The following is a 22,052-nucleotide window of genomic DNA, read 5'->3' as shown; positions in this document are numbered from 1 at the left end:
CTGTTCAAGCCAATCAGTGCAGATGCTCGTAAATGGTTTCCGCCAAGGCTTTGCTGATGCCTTCCACTTTTTCCAAGTCCTCGCGGCTGGCTGCAATCACACCGCGCAGACCGCCGAATCGGGTAAGCAATGCTTGGCGGCGTTTGCTGCCGATACCGGGGATTTCGCTGAGTGATGAAGTAACGCGTGCTTTGTCGCGTTTTTTTCGGTGGCCTGTAATTGCAAAGCGGTGCGATTCATCGCGTACGGTTTGCAATAAATGCAAGGCCGGGCTGTTGGGTGGCAGGCGGAAGACTTCGCCGGTAAAAGGCAGTATGAGTTCTTCCATACCGGCTTTGCGCTCAGGGCCTTTGGCGATACCGACCAAAGGAATGTGCAACCCAAGTTCTTCCCATACTGATACGGCTACGCCGATTTGCCCTTTGCCGCCGTCAATCAACACGACATCTGGCCATTTGGCGCTTTCGCCGTTGGCTTCGGCCTCCTGCATTTTGCCGTAACGGCGCGTCAACACTTCGCGCATGGCGGCGTAGTCATCGCCAGGCTTGGCGGTCGTGATATTATAGCGGCGGTATTGTGAAGGCTGGATGTTTTGCTCATCGTACACAACGCAGGACGCAATAGTGGCCTCGCCTTGCGTGTGGCTGATATCGAAACATTCAAGGCGGTTGAGGCCGTCTGAATCCATGCCGAGGATTTTGGCCAGTTCATCAATACGGTGTTGCTGACTGCTTTGTTGCAGGCGGCGTTGTGCAATCGCCATTTGTGCGTTTTGTTCCGCCATTTTCAACCAGACTTTTCGTTCGCCTATGGTTTTGGTGACAAATTGCATCTGCTTGCCGTGTTCGCCTTCCAAAGCCTCTTTCAGCACATCGGGAACGGGAAAGTTGCTGATGATGATGTCGGGTTTGCTTTTGCCCAGATAGTGTTGAGCGACGAAGGCTTCGGCGTAATCTTGCCCGTTTGGCTCGGGATCGTTTTTGGTGTCAGGGAAAAAGCTTTTATCGCCGACATGCCGTCCGCCGCGTATGCTGACCCAGTGTACGCAAACCAGGCCGTCTGAAACCGCCAGCGCGAGCAAATCAATATCGTTGGGATTGTTCGGATTTTTGCTGTCGATAAACTGATTACTCTGCATGATGCCGAGTGCTTGGATTTGATCGCGGTAACGGGCAGCTTCTTCAAATTGCAGATTCGCGGCGGCAGTTTGCATCTTGTGTTGCAAGGTGCGCGTCAATTCGTCGGTTTTGCCATTGAGGAAAGTTGCGGCCTCGCGCACGCTGTCGCGGTAATCTTCTTCGCTGATGTGGCCGACACAAGGCGCGGTGCAGCGTTTGATTTGGTACAGCAGACAAGGACGGTCGCGATGCTCGAATACGCTGTCTTCGCAGGTACGCAGCATAAAGACTTTTTGCAACACTTGAATGCTGTCGCGCACGGCGTTGCTGTTAGGATATGGGCCGAAATATTGATTTGGTTTCTTCAGCGTGCCGCGGTAATACGCCATTTGCGGATATTGATGGCCGCTGAGCATCAAATAAGGATAGCTTTTGTCATCGCGGAAAAGAATATTGTATTTCGGCGACAAGGCTTTGATGAAGTTGTTTTCGAGAATCAGCGCTTCGGCTTCAGAACGCGTGATGGTGGTTTCGATATGGTGAACCTGTTTTACCATCAATGCGATGCGCGGCGAATGGTCGTTTTTTTGGAAATAGCTGGAAACGCGCCGCTTGAGATTGACCGCTTTGCCGACATACAAAACATTGTTGTCTTCGTCAAAAAAACGGTACACGCCCGGTAGATTGGGCAGATTTTTCAGAAAAAGAGGTAAATCGAACGGTTCGGTTGCGCTCACGGGATTTTCTTTTGGAATAAGCAGGCCGTCTGAAAACTTTTCAGACGGCCTTTTTCATTGACGTTTAAGATTCTTGAGACGGAGTATCTTCAGCTTCTACCACTTGGTTTTCAGCTGCATCGCTTTCCAAAGCGGCTTCATCTTCAGCCTCTTCGGCCACGCGCTCCAAGCTGACCAAGGTTTCGCCTTCATCCAAATTAATCAGACGCACGCCTGCGGCAGCGCGGCCGGTCTCGCGGATTTGCTCAACTTTGGTACGAATCAGGACACCGCCGCTGGTAATCAGCATCAGGTCGTCGGTTTCACTGACCAAAGTTGCGGCAACCAAATCGCCGTTGCGCTCGCCGGTATTGATAGCGATATTGCCTTGGCCGCCTTTGTTTTTACGGCTGTAATCGGCAATCGGGGTACGTTTGCCATAGCCGTTGGCGGTAGCGGTCAATACTTGCAAATCGCTTTGTTCGGCTTCAGGGGCAAAGGTAATCAGGCTGACAATCTTGCCATCGGCCGGCAGGCGCATACCGCGCAAACCGCCACTGCCGCGACCGGACGGACGGACACCGTGTTTGCCGCTTGGCAATGCGTTTTCGGCATTTTCATCATCCAGGCCGTCTGAATCTTCGTTTTCGGTTTCGATATCGGCATCTTCTGCTTCATCGTTACCGGATTTTTCCCAATATTCGTTAAAGCGGATGGCTTTGCCCAAGTTGGAGAACAACATAATGTCATCCGCACCGCCGGTTTGCGCTGCGCCGACCAAGTAATCGCCTTCTTTAAGCGCGATGGCTTTAATGCCTTGGCTGCGGACGTTTTTAAACGCAGACAACTGGACTTTTTTCACCATGCCTTGTGCAGTGGCGAAGAAAACGTATTGGTCTTCCGGGAACTCGCGGACGGCCAAAATCGCGCTGACTTTTTCGCCCTCTTCCAATTGGATAACGTTGTTAATCGGACGACCACGGCTGTTGCGGCCACCTTCCGGCAGTTTGTACACTTTAATCCAATGGCACTTGCCCAAATTGGTAAAGCACATCAAATAATCATGCGTATTGGCAACAAACAGGGTTTCGATAAAGTCTTCGTCTTTGGTTGCCGCTGCCTGTTTGCCGCGGCCGCCGCGACGCTGCGCCTGATAATCGGTAGTCGGCTGGGTTTTGATGTAGCCGCCATGAGTCAGGGTAACGACCATTTCACGTTGCGGAATCAGGTCTTCATCGGCGATATCGCCGCCAAACGGATTGATTTCGCTGCGACGCTCATCGCCAAAGTTGGCTTTGATGTCTGCCAATTCTTCGCGGATGATTTGGGTAACGCGCTCAGGTTTGGAAAGAATATCCACGAAATCAATGATTTTGCTCATCAGGTTTTTATATTCGCCGACAATTTCTTCCTGATCGAGACCGGTCAGGTTACGCAAGCTCATGCGCAAAATGGCATCGGCTTGCAATTCGCTCAGGTAATAGCCTTGGCTATGCAGGCCCAAATTCTCTGGCAAGCCTTCAGGGCGCATCATGTGCAGGTCTAAATCCGTACGGCTGAGCATGTCTTCAACCAAGCTGCTGCGCCATGGGCGGGACAGCAGTTTTTCTTTGGCTTCCGGCGCATTGGCAGATTCCTTAATCAGGCGGATAATTTCGTCGATATTAGACAAGGCAACTGCTTTACCTTCGGCAATATGGCCTTCATGACGCGCTTTTTTCAGGCGGAATAAAGTACGACGGGTAACGACTTCGCGACGGTGGCGCAGGAATTCGGACAGGATTTGTTTCAGGTTCAGCAAGCGCGGCTGGCCGTCAACCAAGGCCACCATGTTGATACCGAAGCTGTCTTGCAGCTGGGTCAGTTTGTAGAGTTGGTTCAAAACGACTTCGGCATTTTCATTGCGTTTCAATTCGATCACGACACGCATACCGGATTTATCGGACTCGTCGCGCAGGTCGGATACGCCTTCCAACGTTTTTTCGCGTACCAACTCGCCGATTTTCTCAACCAGCTTGGCTTTGTTTACTTGATATGGGATTTCATCGATAACGATGGCTTCGCGCTCGCCGTTTTTACCGATAGGCTCAATATGGGTTTTACCGCGCATCACTACACGGCCGCGGCCGGTTTTATAGCCTTCGCGCACGCCGCTCAAGCCATAAATAGTTGCGCCGGTTGGGAAATCGGGTGCTTGGATAATGTTGATCAGCTCGTCGATTTCAGTTTCAGGCTCATCCAACAAACGCAGGCAAGCATTGATGGTATCGCCCAAATTGTGCGGCGGGATATTGGTTGCCATACCGACGGCAATACCGGACGAACCATTGACTAACAACGCCGGGAAACGGGTCGGCAATACCAGCGGCTCATGTTCGCTGCCGTCATAGTTGGGACCGAAATTGACGGTTTCTTCTTCGATATCCGCCAGCATTTCATGGGAAATTTTTTCCATGCGGATTTCGGTATAACGCATGGCTGCTGCGGCCAATCCGTCGACAGAACCGAAGTTGCCCTGACCGTCAATCAGTACATAACGCATGGAGAAGTCTTGCGCCATGCGGACGATGGTGTCGTAAACGGCTGTATCACCGTGGGGGTGATATTTACCGATAACGTCGCCGACGATACGCGCCGATTTTTTATAGGCGGAATTCCAGTTGTTTTTCAACTCGTGCATCGCGTACAACACGCGGCGGTGTACCGGCTTGAGACCGTCGCGGACATCCGGCAGGGCTCGTCCCACAATCACGCTCATGGCGTAATCGAGGTAGCTCTTGCGCATTTCGTCTTCAAGGCTGACAGGCAGGGTTTCAAGTGCAAATTTATGGTCGTTGCGGATGGTTGCGTCGGTCATGATTATCTGTAATTTCGTATGGCAAAAATCTTGTTGATTCTACCACAAAACAAGCGGTTTATGGCTTTTGCGTGAAGGCCGTCTGAAACAGGATTTCAGACGGCCTTCGTTATTTAATAAATTTAATTTAGTTGCAGCCAGAATCTTCGTTCGCAGCCTGCAAACTCAACTCTTTACGCTTTTTAGCCCTTTCATAACGGCAGCGTTGGCGCTGTGTATTGATTTCCAAAGGTGGTACAGGAACCGGCTTACCGTCTTCAACGGCAACCATGGTGAAGTAGCAGCTGTTGGTATGACGCACTTCGCCTGTGTGGATGTTTTGCGCCTCCACACGGATACCGACTTCCATAGAAGTACGGCCGGTATAGTTGATACTGGCGTAAAAGGTTACCAACTCACCGACATGAATAGGCTCTTTAAACAATACTTTATCAACAGACAGAGTAACGCAATAGGTACCGCTGTAACGGCAGGCGCAGGAATATGCTACTTGGTCGAGCAGGCGCAGAAGATCGCCGCCGTGAACATTTCCGCTGAAGTTTGCCGTATAAGGCATCATCAGTTCGGACATAATCAGTTCATGGGAAGGTAGTTGGCGTTCCGGTTTCATCGTTTATTCTCCTTTTGATATTTATTTTAAAATTGTCTGAAAACTTCAGACTGCACGTGTGCAAAATCATTCTACCGTTTTTAATCGTTGAATTTCAACCCATTGCCTTCCTGTTTACAGCCATTTTCTACGTGAGAAGAAAATCAGCAGTCCGATAATAATGCACAGCATCATACCCAAAACCATGAAGTAGCCGTAATGCCAATGCAGCTCGGGCATATTGTCGAAGTTCATGCCGTAGATGCCGGTGATGACGGTCAGCGGCATAAAGATGATGGTAATAACCGTCAACACGCGCATTTGCTGGTTCATGCGGTTGGATTGGAAGGAAAGGTAAATGTCCATCATGCTCAACACCATATCACGCGAGGCATCAAGCGATTCGATAAGTTGCATATTGTGGTCGTACACGTCGCGCAGATAGACGGTCGACTCGCCTTTGAAAATGGCAAAATCGCCGCGCACGGCCAGTTGATAGAACACATCGCGCAATGGTAAAAGCGTGCGTCGCAGACGGACGGCATCTCGCTTGAGGCGGTGAATCTTACTGAGAATATCGCTGTTTTCATTTTTAAACAGGGACTTGTCTATGACTTCGACGCGGTTGTTGTATGACTCCAAAACAATGAAATAGTCGTCCACAATACGGTCAAGCAGGCAATAAGCAAGAAACGCCGTATTTTTGTTCAAAATATTGTGCGGATTTTCGTGCATCTGCCGACGGAGATGGCTGAACAAGCCCAACGGTTTTTGTTGGAAAGACAACACAAAATCTTTGCCGATAATCACATACACTTGGTCAGAATGGAGTTTGCCCGTAGAGGTATAGTGGTATACCTGTGCGGCAGTAAATACATAGTTGCCGTAGTCTTCGATTTTCGGACGCTGCTTGCGGCTGAGAATATCTTCAATAACTAGCTCATGAATACCATAAGGTTCAAGCGCGTGTTTGAGCAAGACGACATCATTAATACCGACAAAATGCAGCCAGTTGATTTGACCTTCTTGCGGATGGGCAATATCGGGCAAATTTTTTCCGGCAAGATAATCATGCTGAACAAAGGTATCGGCGGAATACAAGGTTTGATGGATAGCAGAACGCGGCGCATTGTCGGTATTGCTGCGCTGCATGGTTTGGTCTTGCAGATTGTCGGTTGTCTCAACTGGATTGGCTGGTTTGCTCATAAAAATAAATCATGTTTTTTAGTTAGAATGAATTGTACAGACAGAAAAGGCCGTCTGAAAACAAATTTTCAGACGGCCTGACAATATCGATCAACGCTTTATGCTTTATTAGGCTTGAGGCGCGGTTTTCTCCAATTCCAATGCGGCAGCAAGCAAGGACAGGCGCGCCATTACGCCGTAAACGTAGAGGCGGTTGTGTTCATTGTCGACGTCGCAGTCTTTTTCAGAACGTGGCATGCCGAGCGAGTCCCATTGTTCAAATACGCGCTTGCAGGCTTCGGGCGCTTCTTGGGAATTGTCGCCGCTGCCGGTGGGGATGCTGTTGGACAGCGGGACGAATACCATGCCGCCGGCGTTGAGGTTTTCGTCTGCACCACGGCCTTCGTGTACACGGAAGAAACCGCCGATAACGAAACGGTCCATCATATAAACGACAGGTTCACACACGGCGCCGTTCATGGTTTCGTAGGTATAAATACCTTCTTGGACAATGACTTCGCTAACTTCTAAACCCTCTTTGACTTTCGCCATTTTGTTGCGGTTTTTACGGTTCAAGCCGCGCACTTCATCCGCAGATTTAACGCTCATCACGCCCATGCCATAAGTACCTGCATCGGCTTTCACAATAACGAAAGGCTGGTCGGTAATGCCCAATTCATCGTATTTGGCTTGAATTTTCGCCAATACGCGTTCTACCGCGTCTGCCAACGCATCCTCGCCTTCACGCTCTTGGAAATCCAAACCGCTGATTTTTTCAAAATAAGGATTGATTTGCCATTCGTCGATATCAATCAACTTGGCAAAGTCGGCAGCAACTTGGTTGTACGCGCCGAAATGTTCGGTTTTACGGCGAGTCGTCCAGCCGCCGTGCAATGGAGGCAAAACGGTTTGGTTGATACCTTTAAGGATTTCAGGAACACCCGCAGACAAGTCATTGTTCAACAAAACAACGCAAGGCGAGAAACCGTCGGCAAGATGTACACGCTCACGGGTACGCAATAAAGGTTCAAGCAAAATTTTGTTGCCTAATGCGGTTTCAAACTCGGTTGGCTCAGTCACTTCAGGATTCAAGCTGCCCAAGCGCACTTCGTATCCTGCCGAACGCAAAATCTCGCTGAGGGCGTAAACGTTTTGCAGATAGAATGTGTTGCGCGTGTGGTTTTCAGGAATAATCAATACGGATTTTGCCGTTTCACATGCGCGCTGTACCGCATCTTGCGCGGCAACCGCCGCCAGCGGGATAAAGTTGGGATTCAAATTATTGAAGCCGCCCGGAAACAGGTTCATATCGATAGATGAAATTTTGTAACCGGCATTACGGATGTCAACCGAGCCATAAAACGGCGGACGGTGTTCGTTCCAATGCGAACGGAACCATGCTTCGATTTTGGCATGATTGGCAAGGACTTTTTTCTCAAATTCCCGTAATTGAGTCAGATGCTCAGGAGCCATTACCGGTAATTTCATTCTCTATACCTCTTGGTAAGTGTGGATGTTGAGTGAGAATGATAGAACTTTTTAGTGCATTTCGACAAGCATTCTTTCAGATAAGATGCATCTTTTTGTTAACAATTCTACAATTTGTCCAATTTTTGATAAGCGTTTTTGAAACTTTGCGACAAATTTTAAAAATTGGACAAATTTCTATTGCGCAGCCCCTATAAAAAGCCTAAAATCCGCCCATAAACGCAAACCATCATTCATACCTACCAATAGCAAAGAATACTCATCATGAGCGCACAAACCCTTTACGATAAACTTTGGAACAGCCACGTTGTCCGCGAAGAAGAAGACGGCACTGTCCTGCTTTACATCGACCGCCACCTGGTTCACGAAGTAACCAGCCCGCAAGCATTTGAAGGCTTGAAAATGGCCGGCCGCAAACTCTGGCGTATCGACAGCGTGGTCTCCACAGCCGACCACAACACCCCGACCGGCGACTGGGACAAAGGTATCCAAGATCCGATTTCCAAACTGCAAGTCGATACTTTGGACAAAAACATTAAAGAGTTTGGCGCACTCGCCTACTTCCCGTTTATGGATAAAGGCCAAGGCATCGTGCACGTTATGGGCCCGGAGCAAGGCGCTACCCTGCCCGGCATGACCGTCGTTTGTGGCGACTCGCACACTTCTACCCACGGCGCATTCGGCGCATTGGCGCACGGTATCGGCACTTCCGAAGTCGAACACACCATGGCGACCCAGTGCATTACCGCAAAAAAATCCAAATCTATGCTGATTTCCGTTGAAGGCCGTCTGAAACCCGGTGTTACTGCCAAAGACGTGGCACTTTACATCATCGGCCAAATCGGTACGGCAGGCGGTACGGGCTACGCCATCGAGTTTGGCGGCGAAGCCATCCGCAGCCTTTCTATGGAAGGCCGCATGACCTTGTGCAATATGGCGATCGAAGCCGGTGCGCGCTCAGGCATGGTTGCCGTCGACCAAACCACCATCGACTATGTAAAAGGCAAACCTTTCGCACCTAAAGGCGAAGCGTGGGACAAAGCCGTCGAGTACTGGCGTACGCTGGTGTCTGACGAAGGTGCCGTATTTGATAAAGAATACCACTTCAAAGCCGAAGACATCGAGCCTCAAGTAACTTGGGGCACCTCGCCTGAAATGGTTTTAGACATCAGCGGCAAAGTGCCTAATCCTGCCGAAGAAGCCGATCCGGTCAAACGCAGCGGCATGGAACGCGCCCTTGAATACATGGGTTTGGAAGCCGGTACGCCATTAAACGAAATCCCTGTCGATATCGTCTTTATCGGTTCTTGCACCAACAGCCGTATCGAAGACTTGCGCGAAGCCGCCGCTATCGCCAAAGGCCGCAAAAAAGCGGACAATGTACAACGCGTATTGATTGTCCCCGGCTCCGGTTTGGTTAAAGAGCAGGCAGAAAAAGAAGGCTTGCACGAAGTGTTTATAGAAGCCGGTTTTGAATGGCGCGAGCCGGGTTGCTCTATGTGCCTCGCCATGAATGCCGACCGCCTGACCCCGGGACAACGTTGTGCCTCTACTTCCAACCGTAACTTTGAAGGCCGTCAAGGCAACGGCGGACGCACCCACCTCGTCAGCCCTGCCATGGCAGCCGCAGCCGCAGTGACCGGCTACTTTACCGATATCCGCACTATGGCTTAAAGTATTTTCAGACGGCCTTTATTGATCAGGCCGTCTGAAACAATACCTTGCTCAAGTAAGTTTTCCTATTGTATTGCGAAAAACGTCCGAAAACCTTCTTAATCATTGATAACTTGAAAGGAATCTAGTATGAAAAAACTGTTTGCATTAGCTGCCGCAGCCCTCATCCTGTCAGCTTGTTCCAGCACTTGGTCCGGTGCAAAAGACGATACCAACCGCAATTGGGACAAAACCAAAGAGACTGCCGAGCGTGTAGCCGATAAAACCAAAGAAACGGCAGAACACGTTGCCGACAAAACCGGCGAAGCCGTTAAAAAAGGCGGCAATGCAGTAGGCCGCGGCATGAGCCATGTTGGAGAAAAAATCGAAGCCGCTACCGAATAATTCGGTAAATCAGGCCGTCTGAAGCTCCTGACTCCGTTTCAGACGGCCTGATACATTATTAATTTTTCAGACATTTTCACGATTCAAAGCAAAGGAAGAAACAATGAGTAATCCGTCAAGCTGGTTTGGTATTCATGCTCATGATTTGGATCGCGCCAAAGCCTTTTACGAATCCGTATTCGGTAAGCCCCTGCAAGACGTTGGCGGCAACGGATTCCGTTTCATCATTTTCCCAGCCGATTACACCCAACACGGTACGGCCGGCATGATTTGGCACGACAGCAATGCCCAGCCCGGCCACGGCGGTACAACCATTTTCTTTAATTGCCCGAATTGCGCCGAAACAGCAGAAAAAGCCGTTGAAGCAGGCGGCAAACTGTTACAAGAGAAATTCCGCATTGCCAACGGCTTTGCAGCATTTATCGAAGACACAGAAGGCAACCGAATCGGTTTGCACAGCACACGCTAACCCGAATAGCCATAAAATAATTTCCCATTATTACTATAAGAATCTGACATGAAAGCCTTTACCAAAATTACCGCCATCGTTGCCCCGCTCGACCGCAGCAACGTCGACACCGATGCCATCATCCCCAAACAATTTCTGAAATCCATCAAACGCAGCGGCTTCGGCCCCAATGCCTTTGATGAATGGCGTTACCTCGACCACGGCGAACCTGGCATGGACAACAGCAAACGCCCGTTGAATCCTGATTTCTCCCTGAACCAGCCACGCTATCAAGGCGCACAAATCCTGTTGACGCGTAAAAACTTCGGTTGCGGCTCTTCACGCGAACACGCCCCTTGGGCATTGGACGACTACGGCTTCCGCGCCGTCATCGCCCCCAGCTTCGCCGACATCTTCTTCAACAACTGCTACAAAAACGGCCTTTTGCCTATAGTTTTGACAGAAGAACAGGTTGACCAGCTTTTCAAAGAAGTTGAAGCCAACGAAGGCTATCAGCTCTCCATCGACCTTGCCGAGCAAACCCTGACCACCCCTAGCGGCGAAACATTCACATTCGACGTTACCGAACACCGCAAACACTGCCTCTTAAACGGCTTGGACGAAATCGGCCTGACCCTGCAACACGCTGACGAAATTCACGCCTTCGAAGAAAAACGCCGCCAAAGCCAGCCTTGGCTGTTTAACGGTTGACATACAAAAGGCCGTCTGAAAAATTTAAGTGTTTCAGACGGCCTTTACTGAATGTTTTGAAATAGTCCATGAGATCATTCGACGAATTAATCCAAACCCAAGACCCTGCATGGCCATTGATTCAAGAGTGGCTTGCGGAAACGACAAACAGCGTTGAAGTCCTGCCCCGCACGCTTGAAAAGGCAAAGGAAGAACTTGTCAACAACACGTTCGTTTATGGGCGCTGTCGTTTATGAAACCGGCGGCATCCTGATTGACGACGGCTGGTTGCGGATACTGGGTTCCGGCAGTACGAAGCTACCCCGTGGTTTGGGAAGTTGGAATCTGGGCCGCACACAATCCGAGCCAGCAGGCCCTGCTCCCTATTATCTGTTTGCCGATGATGTTGCTGGAGGCTATTTTGCAATTAATGGCGGGGGATTGAATGGCAAAGTAGGTAATGTTTTCTACCTGCCGCTGGATACCTTGGAATGGGAAGATTGCGGTAAAGGTTACGGCGACTTCTTAAATTGGGCATTGACCGGCGATTTGCAGTTGTTTTACGAAAACCTGCGTTGGGAAAATTGGCGCGAAGAAATCCGTGATTTGAATGGCGACAGCGTTTATACGTTCTTTCCGTTTTTATGGACTGAAGAAGGCAGCGATATAAACCAAGTCAGCCGTAAGCGTGTTCCCATAGAGGAACATTATGCTTCCACTTTGGATTTGCAAAACACAACTCCATAAAAAGCATTTTCAGACGGCCTTGTTGTTACAATTCAAATAAAGCATCCTTAAAAACGTATTGGTCTGAAGTTTAATTCTACCTAACCACACCATGATTACCGACACCATAAGCAATGCCACCCGCTATGCTGCCCTGCATCCCGACTTTGCAGAGGCCTTCCATCTGTTGCAGACCTTGGATTTTGCCAAGCTGCCAGACGGCCAAGTGCCATGCGAGAATCCCAATATCCGTATTTTTATCGGCAGCGAGCCGATGAGGACTCAAGGCGAAGCTCAGCCTGAAGCGCACTTAAAACACATTGATATTCAAACGCCGATTGATGGCAGCGAAACATATGGCTGGATAGACAGAGGCCGTCTGAAAAACGGTTTGGGCTACAATGAAAAGCGCGATATCGAATTTTTCGACTGTGAGCCGGAAACCTGGCTGACCTTGGAGCCCGGCGAATTTGCGCTATTTTTCCCGAATGATGCGCATGCCCCATTGGTCGGCGACAGGGCAAACATACGCAAAGTTGTTTTTAAAATCCGTGTTGAAACCGAACGCCTATAATCTTTCAGACGGCCTTATCCCCTTATTCAGGACACAATATGTCTTTTTTCAGCAGGTTGTTCCGCTCCAAACCTAAATTAATGACTTGGCAGGAATTTGTCGAATACTTTGCCCGTCGTATCCAAGAAGAATTGGATCTTGAGGCGAAAATCGACTGGGGCGAAAACATTGCTTCTTCGCCTATCATCGTCCAGTTTTCCGAAGACGATGAAGCATCGTTCAGCACATATTTGAGCAACCATTACACAAGTTATCTGCAGAATCCCGAGGCCTTGGAAGCTATTGTTGCTGCCAATTTAGCGGTTATCGATAAGATTCAAGACACTGATGCCAGTGTTTCAGCACAACAAATTCTTCCGACAATTAAAAATACGATTTATCTGGAAAACGTCAGACTGATTACAAATACGGACGAAGACGAGCCTGCCGATTACCTGGTATACAAACTGATTGCAGGCGATATCATGTTGCTTTATATGGTGGATACGGAAGAATCCATGCATACGCTCAATCGTGAGCATATGAAAGAGGCCGGTATTGAAGATGAAGACGCCTTATATCGTACCGCCATGGATAATTTGCGCCAACGGATGAATGGACGTGTTCAAATTCATCATGCCGAAGGTTGGTCATTGACCCAAATCCATTTGGACAACGACTATGATGCTTCCCTGATTTTGCTTTTGAACGAAGTGCTTAAAGACGATCCTATGCTGCCGGTCAACCCTGTTTTTGCAGTCCCGGCACGCAACGCCCTGCTCGTTTGCAGCCCATCCGATGAAGAAGCTTTGCAGGCGATGGCGAATATTGCCCTGCAGGCATTTGAAGACTCTGCCTATGCGATTTCTACCCAGCTTTACCAGTACCATAATGGTACAATCAGCGTTTTCAGAGCAAATTGATTTAAGGCCGTCTGAAAAACAGGCGACCTGCCCTTTACCTAAAACCTTCCCATAAGGAAACCCGAAATGACCAAACATATCGCTATCTTGCGCGGCGACGGCATCGGCCCTGAAATCGTTGCAGAAACCGTCCGCGTACTCGACAAACTTATCGAACAAGGTTTGGATGTCAGCTACGAATATGCGCCTTTGGGCGGCGAAGCCTATGACGAATACGGCCATCCTTATCCAGAATTCACGCAAAACCTTTGCCGTAAAGCCGATGCGGTTCTGCTTGGTGCCGTCGGTTCTCCTCAATACGACAATCTCGACCGTCCGCTACGCCCTGAACGCGGCTTGTTGGCCATCCGTAAAGACTTGAATCTGTTTGCTAATTTGCGCCCTGCCATTTTGTATAAAGAGCTGGCCAATGCTTCCACTCTGAAACCGGAAATTGTAGTCGGCCTTGACATCCTTATCGTACGCGAACTGACCGGCGATATTTACTTTGGCGAACCGCGCGGCATCCGTGTTTTGGAAAACGGCGAACGCGAAGGCTACAACACCATGAAATACAGCGAAAGCGAAATCCGCCGTATTGCCCACGTTGCCTTCCAATCCGCCCAAAAACGCAGCAAAAAAGTCTGCTCCGTAGGCAAAGCCAACGTTTTGGAAACCACCGAACTGTGGCGCGAAATCTTTGAAGAAATCGGCAAACAATATCCTGATGTTGAGCTTTCCCATATGTACGTCGACAATGCCGCCATGCAGTTGGTACGCGCGCCCAAACAGTTTGACGTGATTGCCACCGGTAACATCTTCGGCGACATTCTCTCTGATGAAGCCTCCATGCTGACCGGCTCCATCGGTATGCTGCCTTCCGCTTCTTTGGACGAAAACGGCAAAGGCCTGTACGAACCGTCTCACGGCTCCGCTCCCGACATTGCCGGTCAAAACAAAGCCAATCCGCTGGCGACCGTATTGTCTCTTGCCATGTTGCTGCGTTACAGCCTAAACGACGAAGCACGCGCTCAACAAGTTGAAAACGCCGTACAAAAAGTATTGCAACAAGGCTTGCGTACCGGCGACATTTACGAAGAAGGTACCAAACTGGTTTCCTGCTCCGAAATGGGCGATGCCGTATTGGCCGCTTTGTAAGAGGCCGTCTGAAAAAGCGTGGGGCCAATTCCACGCTTTTTTATATGTAAAAACTCGAAAGCATAAAAAAGGGCGTATCTTCACACGCCCTTTCGTCTTATTTCAGACGGCCTTAAGATTGAAGCAATCAACCTTTTTTATGTTTACCGGCAAAGCCGTCGTTAGACTTACGTTTGCCTTTAAAGCCTTCGCCGCCTTTTTTGAAACCGTCAGACTTCTTGAAACCGTCTTTCTTAAAGCCATCTTTTTTGAAACCGTCTTTTTTATGGCCTTCGCTGCGTGATTTGCCACCGAAGCCTTCTTTGCCCGGTTTCTTATCGCCACGCCAGCCGCCGGATTTACGATCGCCCCAGCCGCCTTTGCCTTTCGGTTTGCCGCCGGCAGATTTACGTTTGCGTGTCGGCTCCATGCCTTCGATGGTCAGCTCAGGCAATTTGCGGCCGATGTATTTTTCAATTTTGTGTACTTTGACGTATTCATTCACTTCGGCAAAAGTAATCGCAATACCGGTACGGCCAGCGCGACCGGTACGGCCGATACGGTGAACGTAGTCTTCAGCCTGTTTTGGTAAGTCGTAGTTGATAACGTGGGTAATGGTTGGCACGTCGATACCGCGAGCGGCAACGTCGGTGGCAACCAAAATTTTGCAGCGGCCTTTTCGCAAGTCCATCAGCGTACGGTTACGCCAGCCTTGCGGCATATCGCCGTGCAGGCAATTGGCGGCAAAACCTTTTTCGTACAATTCATCCGCGATGACTTCGGTCATGGCTTTGGTGGACGTGAAAATCACGCATTGGTCGATGTTGGCGTCGCGCAGGATGTGGTCGAGCAGGCGGTTTTTGTGGCGCATATCATCACAGTACAACAACTGCTCTTCGATTTTGCCTTGGTCGTCCACGCGCTCGACTTCGATGATTTCAGGGTCTTTGGTTAGTTTGCGCGCCAGTTTGCCCACTGCGCCGTCCCAAGTGGCGGAGAACAACAAAGTCTGACGGTCGGTCGGAGTGGCTTCGACGATGGTTTCGATGTCATCGATAAAGCCCATGTCCAGCATACGGTCGGCTTCGTCCAAAATCAGCACTTCCAAACGGGCGAAATCAACTTTGCCGCTTTGCATCAAGTCCATCAGACGGCCCGGAGTGGCGACAATCAGGTCAACCGGTTTGCTCAGAGCACGGGTTTGGTAGCCGAAAGATGCGCCGCCGACAATGCTGACAGTACGGAACCAGCGCATATTTTTAGCATACACCAGCGCATTTTTTTCCACTTGAGCCGCCAATTCACGGGTCGGCGTCAACACCAACGCGCGCGGGCCTTTCCCCGGTTTTTCGCTGCGCTTGGTCAGTTTTTGCAAAGTCGGCAGCAGGAAGGCTGCGGTTTTACCGGAGCCGGTTTGTGCCGAAGCCATAATGTCGCGGCCGTCCAAAGCAAACGGAATCGCTTGCGCCTGAATCGGCGTCGGGTTTTCGTAACCCTCGCTGCGCACGGCGGACAAAATGTTTTTATCAAGGTTCAAATCGGCAAATTTAATAGACATATCTATCCTAAGAGACAACAACGCGCACGCCTGAACAATTTCAGACGACCTGAAGCAAAGGAAAGTAACGATACGGGAAATGTGAAGTTACAGGGTTGTCGCAAGCATCTTGCTTGTGGTTAACATCGACGACAACCTGCACAGAAAAGGCTTTGCCAATAAGCAAGCAATAAAAGAAACGCGCCCGAAACGGCGGTTTAGGTTGGATGACGATGGCTTCGTATCAAAAGGCGAACGGCGGATAATATAGATTTTATGGATAACAGTCAAGCAAAAAGGCATCAAGTGCGTTAAAATCCAACCCCTTCCCAATACTTATTCAGGCCGTCTGAAAACCATGACCGACATTACCCCCTTTGCCAACCGCTTGGGCAAAAACATCAAACATCTTATGAAATGGGCCAAACGCAACAATATCGAAGCCTGGCGCATTTACGACCGCGATATTCCCCAATTTCCCTTTGCCGTCGATGTTTACGGCAACCAAATCCACCTTCAGGAATACGATACCGGCTGGCTGATGCAGCCTGAAGAATACGAAGCATGGCTTGCCGATGTATTGGAAGCCATCGGTTTTGTGACCGGTTTTGCGCCCGAACAAATCCACCTCAAACGTCGCGAACGCCAAAAAGGTTTGCAACAATACGAGAAAACCGGCAAAACCGGCGACGATTTCATCATCACGGAAAACGGCTGCAAGTTTTGGGTCAACCTCGACAAATACCTCGACACTGGCCTCTTTCTCGACCACCGCAACACGCGCAAAAAAGTCGGCGACACCACGGCGGGCAAACGCTTCCTCAACCTGTTTTCCTACACCGGCAGCTTCACCGTCTATGCCGCCACCGGCGGCGCGGCATCCAGCGAAACCGTCGATTTGTCCAACACTTATCTCGATTGGGCGAAACGCAATTTCGAACTCAACGGCATCGATACCAAACAACACAAAATCGTCCGCGCCGACGTGTTCCAATATCTGCAAAACGCCGCAGACGAAGGCAAAAAGTTCGACCTGATCGTCATGGACCCGCCCAGCTTTTCCAACAGCAAAAAGATGCTCGACATCCTCGACATCCAGCGCGACCATAAAAAGCTGATTGACGGCGCAATGAGCCTGCTCGCTTCAGACGGCATTCTGTATTTCTCCAACAACCTGCGCAGCTTTGTGTTGGACGATTCGGTCGCAGAACAATACGCAGTCAAAGACATTTCCAAACAATCCGTTCCCGACGATTTCCGCAACAAAAAAATCCATCAATGCTGGGAAATCAAGCATAAATAAGCATCAGGCCGTCTGAAAGCCAGTTTTCAGACGGCCTGATTGCCATATTGAATCTCTGAATCAATAGGCGCATAATTGAAGAAATTGTTGACAATATTAAAAGGAAAATAACATGCAAAACTACCTGACGCCCAATTTCTCATTCGCCCCCATGATTCCGGAACGCGCACTCGGCAGCCGGGTTTGGGATACTGAAGGACGAGAATACATTGACCTGTCAGGCGGTATTGCTGTGAACGCGCTGGGCCATTGCCATCCCGATTTGGTCGCAGCCTTGGCCGAGCAGTCTCAAAAACTCTGGCACATTTCTAATATTTACACTACCCAACCGGCGCAAGAATTAGCCAAAAAACTGGTCGAAAACACCTTTGCCGACAAAGTGTTTTTCTGCAATTCCGGCGCAGAAGCCAATGAAGCCGCGTTGAAACTGGCGCGCAAATACGGCCGCGATCATTTTGGCGAACACAAAACCGAAATCATCTCCTGCCTCAACAGCTTCCACGGCCGCACCCTGTTTACCGTATCCGTCGGCGGCCAGCCCAAATACAGCAAAGACTACGCGCCGCTGCCGTCAGATATTACCCATGTTCCATTTAATGATATTGCCGCATTGGAAGCCGCCGTCGGCGACAAAACCTGCGCCGTAATTATCGAGCCGATTCAAGGCGAAAGCGGCATTCTGCCTGCCACCCAAGAATATCTGCAAGCCGCACGCCGTTTATGCGACAAACACGGCACTTTGCTGATTTTGGACGAAGTGCAAACCGGCATGGGTCATACGGGCAAACTGTTTGCCTACGAGCATTACGGCGTAACACCCGACATCATCAGCTCCGCCAAAGCCTTGGGTTGCGGTTTCCCGATTGGCGCGATACTGACCACCGATAAAATCGCCCCAACCTTCGGCCCCGGAACACATGGTTCAACCTTCGGCGGCAATCCGATGGCATGCGCGGTCGGCAGCCGTGCGTTTGACATCATCAATGCGCCCGAAACATTGGCACACGTTGAGCAACAAGGCCAAAAACTTCAGACGGCCTTGCGTGAATTAGGCGTGAAAACCGGCGTATTTAAAGAAGTCCGCGGCATGGGCTTGCTGCTCGGCTGCGTGTTGGCAGACGAATACGCAGGCAAGGCATCGGAAATTACCGCCGCTGCTTTGAAACACGGCCTGATGGTACTGGTTGCCGGAGCCAATGTGGTGCGTTTCGCCCCCAGCCTGTTGCTGAACGATGAGGACATGGCCGAAGGCTTGAAACGTTTTGAAGCGGCTTTGAACGAATGGTTGGCCTGATTTTCAAAGCCCAATAGCTAAATCAGCCGACAGCTTAGTGAAGGCCGTCTGAAAGACCGTTTAAGTTTTTCAGACGGCCTTTTTTCAATATTGAAAACAACATCCGCCTATATTCCCTGTCATTTGATGTTTGTTAAAAATCGTACCGCCTCTTCATGTTACGCTTGTCAAACATTTTGATTTTACAGAGAAAAGGAGCAGGAGATGGTATCGTTGAAAACCCAAATCGCCGGTTTTTCCTTTGACAACTGCCTGATGAATGCCGCTGGGGTGTCATGTATGACTGTTGAGGAATTGGAAGCGGTCAGACAGTCTTCAGCAGGCACTTTCGTTACCAAGACTGCAACGCTTACCCCGCGTCAAGGTAACCCTGAGCCACGTTATCACGATGTTCCTCTCGGCAGCATCAATTCGATGGGCTTGCCAAACCAAGGCATTGATTACTATCTGGATTACCTGCTTTCACTCCAAGAGACTCAGCCAGAACGGACATTTTTCCTCTCACTGGTCGGTATGTCGCCCGATGAAACGCATATGTTGTTAAAAAAAGTGCAAAACAGTGGATTCAACGGCATTACCGAACTCAATCTTTCCTGCCCAAACGTCCCCGGTAAGCCGCAAATCGCCTATGATTTTGAAACCACCGAGCAGATTTTGAGCGAAGCCTTCAGCTACTTCGATAAACCTTTAGGCATCAAATTACCACCATATTTCGATATCGTCCATTTCGATCAAGCGGCAGAAGTGTTCAACCATCATCCCCTAAAATTCGTCAACTGTGTCAACTCCATCGGCAACGGCATATATATCGAAGACGAATCCGTCGTCATCCGCCCGAAAAACGGCTTCGGCGGCATAGGCGGCCAATACATCAAACCGACTGCGCTTGCCAATGTCCACGCGTTCTATCAAAGACTGGATCCGTCTATTCAAGTCATTGGAACAGGCGGCGTTTACAGCGGCCGGGATGCGTTTGAACACATCTTGTGCGGCGCAAGCATGGTGCAGATCGGCACGGCGCTACACCAGCAAGGCGTAGATATTTTTGAACGGGTTTCCCTTGAATTAAAAGCCATCATGGCGCAAAAAGGCTACGAAAAACTGGAAGACTTCAAAGGCAAATTGAAATATTTAGCATAAGGTTTACGCTAAAAAACGCCCAAGGCCGTCTGAAAATTTCAGACGGCCTTGTTGTATAATTGTTCCCCACATTACCCGTCTTCCCCCTTCAATGAAACTCAACCCCCAACAGCAAGCCGCAGTCCAATATCTTGGCGGCCCCCTGCTCGTCCTTGCCGGTGCAGGCAGCGGTAAAACCGGCGTGATTACGCAAAAAATAAAGCATTTGATTGTCAACGTCGGCTATCTGCCGCATACCGTCGCCGCGATTACCTTCACCAACAAAGCCGCTACGGAAATGCAGGAACGCGTTGCCAAAATGCTGCCCAAATCGCAAATGCGCGGGCTGACAATTTGTACCTTCCACTCTTTGGGCATGAAGATTCTGCGCGAAGAGGCGAACCAAATCGGTTACAAAAAAAACTTCTCCATCCTCGACTCTACCGACAGCGCGAAAATCATCAGCGAACTTTTAGGCGGCACGGGCAAAGAAGCTGTATTCAAAGCGCAGCACCAGATTTCCCTGTGGAAAAACGATTTAAAAACGCCCAAAGACTTGCTTCAGACGGCCTCCAATGTGTGGGAACAGCAAACAGCGCGCGTGTATGCGAGCTATCAGGAAACCCTGCAAAGCTATCAGGCGGTGGACTTCGACGACTTAATCCGTCTGCCCGCCGTGCTGTTGCAGCAAAACAGTGAAGTGCGCAACAAATGGCAGCGACGGCTGCGGTATCTACTGGTTGATGAATGCCAAGACACCAACACCTGCCAATTCACCCTGATGAAGCTCTTGACCGGCGCGGAAGGCATGTTTACTGCCGTCGGCGATGACGACCAGTCCATCTACGCTTGGCGCGGCGCGAACATGGAAAACCTGCGTAAAATGCAGGAAGACTATCCGCAGATGAAGGTTATCAAGCTGGAGCAAAACTACCGCTCCACCGCGCGGATTCTCAAAATCGCCAACAAAGTCATTGAAAACAATCCCAAACTCTTTACCAAAAAACTTTGGTCGCAGTTCGGCGAAGGCGAAATCGTCAAAGTCGTTGCCTGTCAAAGTGAGCAGCACGAAGCCGACTGGGTTGTCAGCCAAATCGTCAAGCAGAAGCTGGTCGGCGGCGACAAAACCCAATACGCCGATTTCGCCGTGTTATACCGCGGCAACCATCAGGCGCGGATTTTTGAAGAAGCCCTGCGCAGCGCACGCGTTCCCTACCAGCTCTCCGGCGGACAAAGTTTTTTCGACAAAGCCGAAATCAAAGACGTTTTGTCCTATTTGCGCCTGCTTGCCAACCCCAACGACGATCCTGCCTTCTTGCGCGCCGTGACCACGCCCAAACGCGGCATCGGCGATGTAACGCTGGGCAAGCTCAACACCTACGCGCACGAACACGAATGCAGCCTGTATGAAGCCGCGCAAACTGTAGAAGCCCTTGCTTTGCTGAACAACACCAACCGCCAACACCTGCAAGCCTTCATGGATATGATGGAAAGTTACCGCGCCAAAGCCGAAACCAGCGAAGCAGGCGAGCTTATTCATAACCTACTGAAAGAAATCGACTACGAAAACCACCTGCTTGCCAGTGAAGAAGGCAAAGCAGGCGAAATCAAATGGCGCAACGTTACCGACCTGACCGGCTGGCTGGAACGCAAAGGCGAGCAGGACGGCAAAAACATCATCGAACTTGCCCAAACCATCGCCTTAATGACGCTTTTAGAAGGTAAAGGCGAAGAAGAAGTCGATGCCGTCAAACTCTCGACACTGCACGCTTCCAAAGGTTTGGAATACCCCTACGTTTTCCTTGTCGGTTGCGAAGAAGGCATCTTGCCACACAACGACAGCATCGAAGAAGACAATGTCGAAGAAGAACGTCGTCTGATGTACGTCGGCATCACCCGCGCCAAACGCCAGCTTACACTGACCCACTGCCTCAAACGCAAAAAACAAGGCACATGGCAATTCCCCGAGCCCAGCCGCTTCATAGACGAAATGCCGCAGGAAGACATCAAGATTTTAGGACGCAAAGGCGGCGATCCGATTGTGAGCAAGGAAGAAGGCAAAAGTCATTTAGCAGGCTTGCTGGATATGCTGGGGAATAAAAAGAAAGGATAACGCAAGGCCGTCTGAAAACAAGGTTTCAGACGGCCTTATTGTCAGCAAAAAATCACAAACAACCATCCAATAATCCTCACTTTACGTCGACGCACCTATCCAACGCCATTTCGCCCAATCCTTCAAAAATAAATAAAAATAGCTGAATAATCAGATATAAAATAAACAAAAGGACGGAAAGACGGCTTCTTCCGTCTTCTGTTCACAAGTAAAAATTGT

General features: G+C 49.9%; 17 protein-coding genes and 1 pseudogene. 12 read left to right on the top strand and 6 right to left on the bottom strand.

Features of this window, described 5'->3' with window-relative positions:
- Positions 1-13 precede the first annotated feature (13 nt).
- The 5 genes from uvrC to gshA form a co-directional block, all read right to left on the bottom strand.
- A complete protein-coding gene (uvrC, locus tag ACTHUR_RS02890) occupies positions 14-1,855 on the bottom strand; it encodes an excinuclease ABC subunit UvrC (protein WP_049335213.1) in 1,842 nt (613 codons plus the stop codon).
- A 64-nt stretch (positions 1,856-1,919) separates the two neighbouring features.
- Positions 1,920-4,691: a DNA gyrase subunit A gene (gyrA, locus tag ACTHUR_RS02885; protein WP_049335215.1), complete on the bottom strand. Its 2,772-nt coding sequence runs from the start codon at positions 4,689-4,691 to the stop codon at positions 1,920-1,922.
- Between the two features lie 127 nt (positions 4,692-4,818).
- On the bottom strand, positions 4,819-5,301 hold the full coding sequence (locus ACTHUR_RS02880) for an acyl-CoA thioesterase (RefSeq protein WP_003686444.1): 483 nt from the start codon (positions 5,299-5,301) through the stop codon (positions 4,819-4,821).
- 114 nt (positions 5,302-5,415) lie between these two features.
- The gene (corA, locus tag ACTHUR_RS02875; protein WP_004520352.1) at positions 5,416-6,486 is read right to left on the bottom strand and encodes a magnesium/cobalt transporter CorA; all 1,071 of its coding nucleotides are present in this window, start codon (positions 6,484-6,486) and stop codon (positions 5,416-5,418) included.
- 108 nt (positions 6,487-6,594) lie between these two features.
- Entirely contained in the window at positions 6,595-7,953 is a 1,359-nt protein-coding gene (gshA, locus tag ACTHUR_RS02870; protein ID WP_004520351.1) for a glutamate--cysteine ligase, read from the bottom strand.
- A 264-nt stretch (positions 7,954-8,217) separates the two neighbouring features.
- Between gshA and leuC the strand changes: the two genes are divergently transcribed.
- From leuC to leuB, 8 genes and pseudogenes are all read left to right on the top strand, one after another.
- The gene (gene leuC / locus ACTHUR_RS02865; protein WP_049335217.1) at positions 8,218-9,627 is read left to right on the top strand and encodes a 3-isopropylmalate dehydratase large subunit; all 1,410 of its coding nucleotides are present in this window, start codon (positions 8,218-8,220) and stop codon (positions 9,625-9,627) included.
- A 129-nt stretch (positions 9,628-9,756) separates the two neighbouring features.
- Positions 9,757-10,011 carry a hypothetical protein gene (locus ACTHUR_RS02860; protein ID WP_049335219.1) on the top strand — a complete coding sequence of 85 codons (255 nt, stop codon included), beginning with the start codon at positions 9,757-9,759 and terminating at the stop codon, positions 10,009-10,011.
- 103 nt (positions 10,012-10,114) lie between these two features.
- Positions 10,115-10,480: a VOC family protein gene (locus ACTHUR_RS02855; RefSeq protein WP_049335221.1), complete on the top strand. Its 366-nt coding sequence runs from the start codon at positions 10,115-10,117 to the stop codon at positions 10,478-10,480.
- 48 nt (positions 10,481-10,528) lie between these two features.
- Positions 10,529-11,170 carry a 3-isopropylmalate dehydratase small subunit gene (gene leuD, locus ACTHUR_RS02850; protein WP_063067850.1) on the top strand — a complete coding sequence of 214 codons (642 nt, stop codon included), beginning with the start codon at positions 10,529-10,531 and terminating at the stop codon, positions 11,168-11,170.
- Between the two features lie 68 nt (positions 11,171-11,238).
- A pseudogene (locus ACTHUR_RS02845) lies at positions 11,239-11,896 on the top strand (DUF2625 domain-containing protein).
- Between the two features lie 91 nt (positions 11,897-11,987).
- Positions 11,988-12,449 (top strand): YhcH/YjgK/YiaL family protein, encoded by a 462-nt coding sequence (locus tag ACTHUR_RS02840; RefSeq protein ID WP_049322093.1) that lies wholly within the window; start codon positions 11,988-11,990, stop codon positions 12,447-12,449.
- 38 nt (positions 12,450-12,487) lie between these two features.
- The gene (locus tag ACTHUR_RS02835; protein WP_049322092.1) at positions 12,488-13,351 is read left to right on the top strand and encodes a DUF1444 family protein; all 864 of its coding nucleotides are present in this window, start codon (positions 12,488-12,490) and stop codon (positions 13,349-13,351) included.
- A gap of 66 nt (positions 13,352-13,417) precedes the next feature.
- Complete coding sequence (gene leuB / locus ACTHUR_RS02830) at positions 13,418-14,488, top strand: 3-isopropylmalate dehydrogenase (RefSeq protein ID WP_049322091.1); 1,071 nt, start codon at positions 13,418-13,420, stop codon at positions 14,486-14,488.
- A gap of 127 nt (positions 14,489-14,615) precedes the next feature.
- Here leuB and ACTHUR_RS02825 read toward each other — a convergent pair whose 3' ends face one another.
- Positions 14,616-16,025, bottom strand: coding sequence for a DEAD/DEAH box helicase (locus ACTHUR_RS02825; RefSeq protein ID WP_049322090.1), 1,410 nt, complete (start codon positions 16,023-16,025; stop codon positions 14,616-14,618).
- A 337-nt stretch (positions 16,026-16,362) separates the two neighbouring features.
- On the opposite strand from ACTHUR_RS02825, the gene ACTHUR_RS02820 reads away from it, so the two are divergent.
- The 4 genes from ACTHUR_RS02820 (at position 16,363) to rep (ending at position 21,833) form a co-directional block, all read left to right on the top strand.
- Entirely contained in the window at positions 16,363-17,307 is a 945-nt protein-coding gene (locus tag ACTHUR_RS02820) for a class I SAM-dependent methyltransferase (protein ID WP_049322089.1), read from the top strand.
- Between the two features lie 112 nt (positions 17,308-17,419).
- On the top strand, positions 17,420-18,601 hold the full coding sequence (locus ACTHUR_RS02815; RefSeq protein ID WP_049359457.1) for an aspartate aminotransferase family protein: 1,182 nt from the start codon (positions 17,420-17,422) through the stop codon (positions 18,599-18,601).
- Positions 18,602-18,805: 204 nt separating this feature from the next.
- Complete coding sequence (locus tag ACTHUR_RS02810) at positions 18,806-19,741, top strand: dihydroorotate oxidase (RefSeq protein WP_049322087.1); 936 nt, start codon at positions 18,806-18,808, stop codon at positions 19,739-19,741.
- A 91-nt stretch (positions 19,742-19,832) separates the two neighbouring features.
- Complete coding sequence (gene rep, locus ACTHUR_RS02805) at positions 19,833-21,833, top strand: DNA helicase Rep (RefSeq protein ID WP_049359451.1); 2,001 nt, start codon at positions 19,833-19,835, stop codon at positions 21,831-21,833.
- Positions 21,834-22,052 lie beyond the last annotated feature (219 nt).

Source organism: Neisseria sp. P0021.S007 (assembly GCF_051956855.1).
Note: the sequence above shows the minus strand (reverse complement) of the source record. Positions and strands in the feature narration are given on the sequence as shown.